We start from the raw sequence: 8,396 nt of genomic DNA, 5'->3' as shown, positions 1-8,396 counted from the left end.
ATCAACTGATTATCGATAAATAAAAATGGGTAAACCACAAGCTCGTCAGCGTTCTGACTTCAAGGTTTTTTCGCCGATCACCACAAGGTGGATGGACAACGATGTATATGGGCATGTCAATAATGTGACGTATTACTCGTACTTCGATACTGCTGTTAATGGCTACTTGCTTGAACAAGGTGTGCTCGATATACATGGCGGGGCTGTCATCGGCCTGGTTGTGGAAACCAGTTGTCAGTATTTTTCGTCGATCGCTTTTCCGGATGCGATTGAAGCGGGTTTCAAAGTCGCCAAGCTGGGTAATAGCAGCGTGCGCTATGAAATAGGAATCTTCAAGAAAGGCGAATCGCTAAGCGCTGCACATGGGCATTTTGTTCATGTATACGTCGACAAGGAAACCCGCCGTCCGGTGTCCCTGCCGCTGGAACTAAAAAATGTGCTGGCTGCTTTGATTTAGCTCTGTGAAATCTGTGCGTCTCGAACTTAACCAAAGCCGCTGAAGCATGCCGTGATCAATCGGCATCATCATCCAAATGGAACTTGTGGATCAAGCGATGGGCGAGCGGCGCCAGTATCAGTCCCAGCGTTGCGATAAATACCAGGCCAACCAGAATGCTGTAGAACGCGAAGAATATTTTCCCGCCGAAGCTGACCGGCATGATAAAGGGGCCGATGCCCGCCAGTATCAGCGATATATTCAATGTGGCGTCGTGCCAATGGATGGGCTCCAGCCACAAATGCCCCAGTACTCCGATCGATAGCGTTACCAACACGATAGCGATAGCCAGACCGACATGCTTGAACATGCGCAACATGAAATGCCATGCAGGCAACAAAGATTCGCTTTTCGATTCGTACATGACGTAATCCTAGCCCATTTTGCCGGAAGTTGCCGTATGTGTTCCCAGGTTTTGGCCACGCCTGAAATAATGCTGGGCCAGTACTGCGCATACCATGAGTTGAATCTGATGGAATATGATCAGGGGCAGCAGTGCGGGGCCGATAGCGCTGCTGCTGAACAGCACCTGCGCCATGGGTACGCCGGTAGCCATGCTTTTCTTCGAACCGCAAAAAACGATGGTGATTTCATCTTCTTTGTTGAAGCCGAAGCGGCGGGCCAGCCATGTCGTGGCGTAAAGCACCAGTGCCAACAATACGCAGCATATTATCGTCAAGACCAACAGCGCATTGACTGGCACAGTTTGCCACAGCCCGCCGATTACCGAGGCGCTGAATGCGGTATACACAACAAGAAGAATAGAGCTTTGGTCTACATTGACTAGCCACGCCCGATTGCGGTCGACCCAGCCGCCTATCCAGGGGCGCAGGAAATGCCCTGTCAGAAACGGCAATAGCAACTGGACGCTGATGTGAGTGACGGCATCCATGGTTGATGCTGTGCTGGCGCCGGCGTCGGCATCCAGAAAAACTTTTAGAAGCAGCGGCGTGAGCCCAATGCCGATAAGGCTGGATGCCGAGGCGCTGCAGACTGCTGCGGGGACATTGCCGCGTGCAATCGCGGTGAAGGCGATAGCCGACTGGACAGTTCCGGGCAATACGCAAAGATAGAACAGGCCGATGTAAAGCGGTTCGCCCAGCAGTGGTTCCAGCACCGGCTTGAGCCCCCAGCCGATGAGGGGAAACATGACGAAGGTACAGCCAAATACCAACAGGTGCAGACGCCAGTGCGTAGCCCCGGCAATGACAGCGTCGCGGGATAGCTTGGCGCCATGCAGGAAAAACAGCAGTCCAATGGCCAGGGTGGTGGCCCAGTCGAATATGACGGCGCCCCGGCCATGCGCCGGCACTAGCGTGGCGGCGATGACGACGGCTATAAGAATCAGGGTGAAATTATCGAAGAGCAGGCGCAGGCGATTCATAGTCGGAACGAGTTGGTTTGAAGACAGTTGTGCGGCATTGAGGCGCACGTTAACCTATCGGCCAACTTATGTTTAACGCTGAACGGATATGAAACATCGCCCAACGGACATTTTTCAAGATGCAGCAACGCAATTAAAGGCGCTGCGCGTGTTGCCGCGCCCTGTATACGGCCATGCGCAGGCATTGCCCAATCGCGCTATTCAGCGTCGCCATAGCCATGCTTGGGCGCAACTGTCGTACGCGGTTCGGGGCGTGATCGAGGTGACTACGGCAGCGGGCCGGTTTATGGCGCCGCCACTGCGCGCCATATGGATTCCAGCTGGTATGCCGCACGGCGTTAAGTGCTCGAAACATACGGAAATTCGCAGCTTATACATTGACGAGAATGCGGCCCCATTGGCGGGAGACCAATGTCGAGTCTTGGTTGTGGGGGCATTGCTGCGAGAGTTGATCCGCAGCTTCAGTACATTGCCGGTTCAATATGATGAAAAGGGCCCCGATGGGCGCTTGGCAGGCGTGTTGCTGGATCAGTTGGCGTGCGCGCCCGAGGCGGAGTTAATGCTGCCTTGGCCTAAAGACGCCAGGTTACGCGCGCTTTGCGCTAGCCTGCAGGCAAATCCGGACAGCGGCAAGACTTTATTGTTTTTTAGTCGCGAACTGGGTGTTTCAGACAAGACCTTAAGTCGCTTGTTCCGGAAGGAAACGGGTTTGAGTTTCCGCCTCTGGCGGCAGCGTTTCCGCTCGTTTAGCGCGCTGCCAATGTTGGAACGCGGCGAGCGCGTTACCGATGTCGCGCTGGCTTGCGGCTATCAGAGCATGTCTGCATTCGTTGCGGCGTTCCGCGAGCAAATGGGTGCGACACCGCGCGAATTTTTTGCTGTTGATAGTTAGGCTACCATCGCCGTATGCCTTGTCTCGCCTACTGCGGCGTCAAACCCGCCGCTTTGACGACTTCGACCCACTTCTTGCGATTTTCATGCACTGTCTGACGGAATTTTTCCGGCGACGAGATATGAATGGTATTGCCGGTGGCCGTCAGGCGCTTGACTACCTCGGGATCTTGCAACGCCTTTGTAGCGGCGGCATTGATTTTGTTTACCAGCGCGGGATCCATGTCTTTAGGTCCGAATAGACCGAACCAGATATAACTTTCGAAGCCAGGTAAACCCGATTCGGCAATAGTCGGTATTTCCTTGACGACATCGACGCGTTTGCTCGTGGTTACGCCCAAAAGGCGCACTGTACCGGCCTTGTATTGGCCCAGTACGGTTTGCACTTGATTAAAGATGCAGCAGGTTTCCCCTTTGACGACGGACTGCAGCGCTTCAGGTCCGCCTTTATAAGGGACGTGAACCATTTTCAGACCGGCCTTCGCATTGAACTCTTCGAAAGCAAGCTGGGTTCCCGTTCCGATGCCGGTGGAAGCGAAGTTGTACTTGCCTGGATTGGCCTTGACCTCGGCAATGAACTGCTCCACGGTTGTCACGTCGATGACCTTGGGGTTGATGGTCAGCACGTTCGATACGTCAACCAATGGGGTGATAGGCGTGAAGTCGGCTTCGGCATCAAAGGGCAGGTCTTTGTATATGGCGGGGTTGATGCCATGCGTTGCTGCTGTCCCCAGCAGTATTGTGTACCCGTCGGGTTTGGCGCGAGACACTGCGGCCGATGCCAGGTTACCGCCAGCTCCCGCGCGGTAGTCGATAATTAGAGGAACCCCCAATGCTTCTTGCAAAGGTTCCTGGATTCCTCGGGCAATGACGTCGACACCTGAGCCAGCGGAAAAGCCCATCAGCATGGTGATGGGACGCTCGGGCCATTCGGCGGCAAAGCTCGAACTGGCGGCAAGCAGGGCGGACCCCACGACAGCCCCTTTGGCGATACGAGAAAAGAATGGAAGCAAGCGTCGTGAGGAATAAGTAGTCATGCAGTAGGCAATACAAGTCGTGTGAAGTTCACTACATTAGCAGGGCTGGAATCAAACCGCTACGACTTATAAGGATGTTGTATATTACTTTTTGATATAAAAGATCGAAACTTTAAACGTTGAATAAGGTAGAAGATCACACAGGTTGCTGACGCTTGTTTACAGCCGCTGCCTCTCGTTCCAGCAGTTCGCGTTTACGCTCCACTCCCCAGCGATAGCCCGAAAGATTCCCATCGCTGCGCACAACGCGGTGGCATGGGATCGCAACCGCCAAATGGTTGGCGCCGCAAGCTTGTGCGACGGCGCGTACCGCTTTGGGCATATCAATGCGTTGCGCGATTTCTGCATAGCTGGCGGTTGTGCCAGCCGGTATGTCGCGTAGCGCCTGCCAGACGCGCTCTTGAAACGCCGTGCCTCGTACATCCAGCGGCAGATCGAGCCCCAGATTTGGCGCTTCAACCAGCCCCACCACTTTTGCGACCACTTGTTCAAAGCCTGCATCGGCGCCGACAAGGCTGGCATTGGGGAACTGGTCTTGCAGATCGCGCGCGAGCTGGTCGGGATCTTCACCCATCAGGATGGCGCATACACCCCGTTCGCTTTTCGCGACAAGAATGGATCCCAGCGAGCATTCGCCAATGGCGAAATGAATCTGGGTGTTGGCGCCGCCAGCCCGGTAGTCTTTAGGGCGCATGCCCAGCCTGTGATTGGCGGCTTCATAAAAGCGGCTGTTGGAATTGAAGCCGGCATCGTAGATGGCATCAGTAATGGATTCGTTGCCATCCAGCCCATCGCGCATGCGTCGTGCGCGATGGGCGTCTGCGTAAGCTTTCGGCGTAAGGCCCGTGGCCGACTTGAACAAACGATGGAAATGATAGTTGCTTAGTTGTGCCTGCTCGGCCAGTTCAGTCAGCGTGGGGCCGTGTTCGGCCGTTTCGATATAACGGCACGCCGCTGCGATAAGCGATGCATGCTGAGCGGCTATTGTCGATTGATCGGCCGCGGCGCGGCGGCTGGGTCGGTAGCCCGCTGCCTGAGCCGCTTCCGGGGTGTCGAAGAATTCAACATTTTCAGCCTTGGGCAGGCGTGTTGGGCTGCTTGGCCGGCAATAGATGCCGGTGGTTTTGACGGCATACACGAATTTTTCATCGGCACCTGGGTCGCGGGCAAGAACCGCTGCCCAGCGAGGGTCAAGTTCGGTAGCGTGTGTTGCGTTCGCGGTAGGAAGAGAGCTGTATTTCATGGCGAGGTCCGTTCTGTTCGTTAGATGGATTCACTGTAAAAGGTTTATCCATAAAGAACACTCCGACTCTTGCTGTCGAATTTTGTGGTTAACGTGCCGTACTTTTATAGTGTAGAACAGCGCGTTCATGCGTGAGTAGCCAGCGCTTGCGTTCCAGTCCCCATGCAAAGCCCGTCAGGTTTCCATTCTTGGCGATGATACGATGACAGGGAACGATAATCGCAATCGGATTGGTGGCATTGGCGCCGCCGACTGTGCGTGCTGCCTTGGGCTGCCCTAGTTGGGCGGCCAGATCGCTATAGCTTAGAACCTGGCCTGGCGGGATCTTGCGTAGGGCGCTCCAAACCTGTTGTTGAAATGGGCTGCCGTTGGTAGCGACGCGGATGTCTTCCAGCGCGCCAAGGTCGCCAGAAAAATAGCGTTGGAGGCGTCGTGCGATATCGCTGTCGTGTGCGGCATCGGTCAAGCTATAGTCGCCGTAATGCCGCTGAAGAAGCTGATGCAAATGGGGCTGGTAGCCGTCGAAATCCAGTGCCCGGACGGTCTCTTGCTCGTCCGTAATCAGCAGCATCTCGCCAATGGGAGAGGGGATCTTGTTTTGTCGCAATCTCATGACATCATCTCCATGGAAGTCAGTCCAGTTTCATCAAGTCTACGTAAAAAGCCGACGTAGTGCGCTCCAAATCTTGCTGTCAAATGACCGCCTGCCTGGGTTTTGATCTGCGCTTTTTAAAAAACCTTGCATTTAAATAGTGCGCGATTTAATATTGCACTTATGAAATCAAAAGCCTCATCGCCACGTTCGCCCGGACTACTGTTGGATGACCAGCTCTGCTTTGCGCTGTATTCCACCGGATTGGCCATGAACAAGGTATATCGAAAACTGTTGCGCGAATTGGAGCTGACTTATCCTCAGTATCTGGTCATGCTGGTGCTGTGGGAGCGCGACGAATTGACTGTGTCCGACATCGGCGCACGGCTGTTCCTGGACTCGGCCACATTGACCCCTTTACTCAAGCGGCTCGAGGCGGCAGGCTTGTTGCGGCGCAGGCGCGCCACTAACGACGAGCGTCAAGTCATCGTGTCGCTTACCGCCGCTGGTCGTGCTTTACAGGCCAAGGCTGAATCGGTGCCTGAATCGGTAATGTGCGCCGTGCAGTGTTCCACAGACGAACTGGCAACCACCAAACAAGCATTGGAAACCTTGCGCGAACATTTACTGAAGCAGGAATGACAGGTTGATTATTGCCTGTTTATTTTATTTATAAATAGTGTGCTATTTAATAGTTCACATGTAAAGGCAGGTATCGACGGGCCTGCTGTCAATTCAAGCCGCCGCAGTGTTTTTTTACGAATCAGGAGATTCATCATGTCTGTTGAAAAAGTTCTATACCGTGCCCAAGCTAAAGCTAACGGCGGTCGTGATGGCCGAGCTGTATCGTCCGATGGCGTGCTGGATGTTAAATTGACCACGCCCAAGGAGCTAGGGGGTGGTGGTGAAAAAGGCACGAATCCCGAGCAGCTATTTGCTGCCGGATACTCTGCGTGCTTTTTGGGGGCATTGAAGCTCGTGGCTTCCCGCGAAAAAGTGGCGTTGCCGGCCGAGACCAGCATTGAAGGCGAGGTTGGTATCGGGCCTATTCCTAACGGCTTTGGTATTGAGGTCGAGCTAAAAATATCTGTGCCAGGCCTGCCTCGCGATCAGGTCCAGGCTTTGGTCGACAAGGCCCATATCGTGTGCCCGTATTCGAATGCGACACGTGGCAATATCGATGTGACGCTGACACTGGCGTAACAACAAGGCCGCAGATCTTGGACTTCAGATGGCTGAAAGGAGATCACGTCGTGTGATCTCCTTTTTTACGTCGTCTTATTCGCCCAGATCAACGCACAGATACTTCATTTCCAGATATTCCTCGATGCCGTATTTGGAACCCTCACGGCCCAGGCCCGATTGTTTTACGCCGCCGAAGGGGCCGACTTCATTCGAAATGATGCCTGTGTTGATCCCTACGATGCCGTATTCCAGCGCTTCCGAAACACGCCAGATCCTGGCGTAGTCCCGGGTGAAGAAGTAAGCAGCCAGGCCGAAAATTGTGTCGTTCGCCATCGCGATGACTTCTTTTTCGTTGTCAAAGCGAAATAGCGGAGCGACAGGCCCAAAGGTTTCTTCGGTTGCAAACCGCATTTCCTGGGTGGCATCGCGCACGATGGTGGGCTCGAAGAAGGTGCCGCCCAGCGCGTGCGGCTTGCCGCCGGCCACGACTTTGCCGCCGTGAGCAACGGCGTCGGCGATATGTTCCTGTATCTTAGCGATGGCCGCCTCGTCGATCAGCGGGCCTTGCGTTACGCCCTCTGCAAAGCCGTCGCCGACCTTCATGGCCTTCACTTTTTCGACCAGGCGGGCGAGCACGTCCTCATAAATGCCGCTCTGTACATAGATACGGTTGGCGCAAACGCAGGTCTGGCCGGCGTTGCGGTATTTTGACGCCAATATGCCATCCACGGCGCGATCCAGGTCGGCGTCGTCAAAGACGATAAGCGGCGCATTGCCACCTAGCTCAAGCGAGAGCTTCTTGATGGTTGGCGCGCATTGCGCCATGAGCGTGCGGCCGACTTCTGTGGACCCGGTAAAGCTCAGTTTGCGCACGACATCGCTTTCGCACAGGGCGCCGCCAATGTCGCGCGATCCGCCAGTGATGACGTGGAAAACGCCAGCAGGCACGCCGGCCTCTTCAGCCAGTACGGCCAGCGCCAAGGCGGTCAGCGGTGTTTGCTGAGCGGGCTTGACCACCATGGTGCAACCGGCCGCCAGGGCAGGGCCCACCTTGCGGGTAATCATGGCGGCAGGAAAATTCCAGGGGGTAATCGCGGCGCAAACACCTATGGGCTGCTTGAGGGCCATCAGACGCTGGCCTGCCTTGGGGCTTTGCAGTATATCGCCGTCGATGCGTTTGGCTTCTTCGCCGAACCACTCAAGGAATGAGGCGGCATAGGCAATTTCCCCAGCGGCTTCGGCAACGGGCTTGCCTTGCTCGGATGTCATGATGACGGCCAAGTCTTGCTGGTTATCCATCATCAGCTGCGCCCATTTTTGCAGGATGATGGCGCGTTCCTTGCCGGTCTTGGCGCTCCATCCGGGCAAGGCCGCCTGGGCGCTTGCGATGGCCTGCTCGGTTTCTTTGCGGCCTAGTTTAGGCACCGAGCAAATGGTGGCGCCAGTGGCGGGATTGTTGACGGGAATGCTGGAGCCGTCACTGGCTTTCAGCCATTTTCCGTCGATGAAGCAGGCGTCGCGCAAAAGATCGGGGCGGTTTAGCGGTCGGGTTGGTTGCGTCATAGTGA

The 8,396-nt window shown here is 55.3% G+C and carries 10 protein-coding genes; 4 read left to right on the top strand and 6 right to left on the bottom strand.

Features of this window, described 5'->3' with window-relative positions:
• The first annotated feature begins 25 nt into the window (after positions 1-25).
• Positions 26-457 carry an acyl-CoA thioesterase gene (locus tag ABWO67_RS08410; protein WP_353150272.1) on the top strand — a complete coding sequence of 144 codons (432 nt, stop codon included), beginning with the start codon at positions 26-28 and terminating at the stop codon, positions 455-457.
• A gap of 55 nt (positions 458-512) precedes the next feature.
• Here ABWO67_RS08410 and ABWO67_RS08405 read toward each other — a convergent pair whose 3' ends face one another.
• Positions 513-860, bottom strand: a complete 348-nt coding sequence (locus ABWO67_RS08405; protein ID WP_353150270.1) for a two pore domain potassium channel family protein — start codon at positions 858-860, stop codon at positions 513-515.
• Positions 861-869: 9 nt separating this feature from the next.
• Complete coding sequence (locus tag ABWO67_RS08400; protein ID WP_353150267.1) at positions 870-1,880, bottom strand: bile acid:sodium symporter family protein; 1,011 nt, start codon at positions 1,878-1,880, stop codon at positions 870-872.
• An 88-nt stretch (positions 1,881-1,968) separates the two neighbouring features.
• On the opposite strand from ABWO67_RS08400, the gene ABWO67_RS08395 reads away from it, so the two are divergent.
• Positions 1,969-2,772, top strand: coding sequence for an AraC family transcriptional regulator (locus ABWO67_RS08395; RefSeq protein ID WP_353150264.1), 804 nt, complete (start codon positions 1,969-1,971; stop codon positions 2,770-2,772).
• A 28-nt stretch (positions 2,773-2,800) separates the two neighbouring features.
• Here ABWO67_RS08395 and ABWO67_RS08390 read toward each other — a convergent pair whose 3' ends face one another.
• The 3 genes from ABWO67_RS08390 to ABWO67_RS08380 all read right to left on the bottom strand — a co-directional run bounded on the left by ABWO67_RS08390 (position 2,801) and on the right by ABWO67_RS08380 (position 5,664).
• The gene (locus ABWO67_RS08390; RefSeq protein WP_353150261.1) at positions 2,801-3,808 is read right to left on the bottom strand and encodes a Bug family tripartite tricarboxylate transporter substrate binding protein; all 1,008 of its coding nucleotides are present in this window, start codon (positions 3,806-3,808) and stop codon (positions 2,801-2,803) included.
• A 136-nt stretch (positions 3,809-3,944) separates the two neighbouring features.
• Positions 3,945-5,051, bottom strand: coding sequence for a bifunctional DNA-binding transcriptional regulator/O6-methylguanine-DNA methyltransferase Ada (gene ada / locus ABWO67_RS08385; RefSeq protein ID WP_353150258.1), 1,107 nt, complete (start codon positions 5,049-5,051; stop codon positions 3,945-3,947).
• An 88-nt stretch (positions 5,052-5,139) separates the two neighbouring features.
• Positions 5,140-5,664 (bottom strand): methylated-DNA--[protein]-cysteine S-methyltransferase, encoded by a 525-nt coding sequence (locus ABWO67_RS08380; protein ID WP_353150255.1) that lies wholly within the window; start codon positions 5,662-5,664, stop codon positions 5,140-5,142.
• 162 nt (positions 5,665-5,826) lie between these two features.
• Here ABWO67_RS08380 and ABWO67_RS08375 point away from each other — a divergent pair, with 162 nt between their 5' ends.
• Positions 5,827-6,285: a MarR family winged helix-turn-helix transcriptional regulator gene (locus ABWO67_RS08375; RefSeq protein WP_353150252.1), complete on the top strand. Its 459-nt coding sequence runs from the start codon at positions 5,827-5,829 to the stop codon at positions 6,283-6,285.
• Positions 6,286-6,420: 135 nt separating this feature from the next.
• Complete coding sequence (locus ABWO67_RS08370; protein ID WP_353150249.1) at positions 6,421-6,846, top strand: organic hydroperoxide resistance protein; 426 nt, start codon at positions 6,421-6,423, stop codon at positions 6,844-6,846.
• A gap of 75 nt (positions 6,847-6,921) precedes the next feature.
• Here ABWO67_RS08370 and ABWO67_RS08365 read toward each other — a convergent pair whose 3' ends face one another.
• Positions 6,922-8,391, bottom strand: a complete 1,470-nt coding sequence (locus ABWO67_RS08365; RefSeq protein WP_353150246.1) for an NAD-dependent succinate-semialdehyde dehydrogenase — start codon at positions 8,389-8,391, stop codon at positions 6,922-6,924.
• Positions 8,392-8,396 lie beyond the last annotated feature (5 nt).

Source organism: Pollutimonas bauzanensis (assembly GCF_040393045.1).
Lineage (GTDB): Bacteria > Pseudomonadota > Gammaproteobacteria > Burkholderiales > Burkholderiaceae_B > Pollutimonas > Pollutimonas bauzanensis_A.
This window is presented reverse-complemented; position numbering and strand designations above follow the sequence as displayed.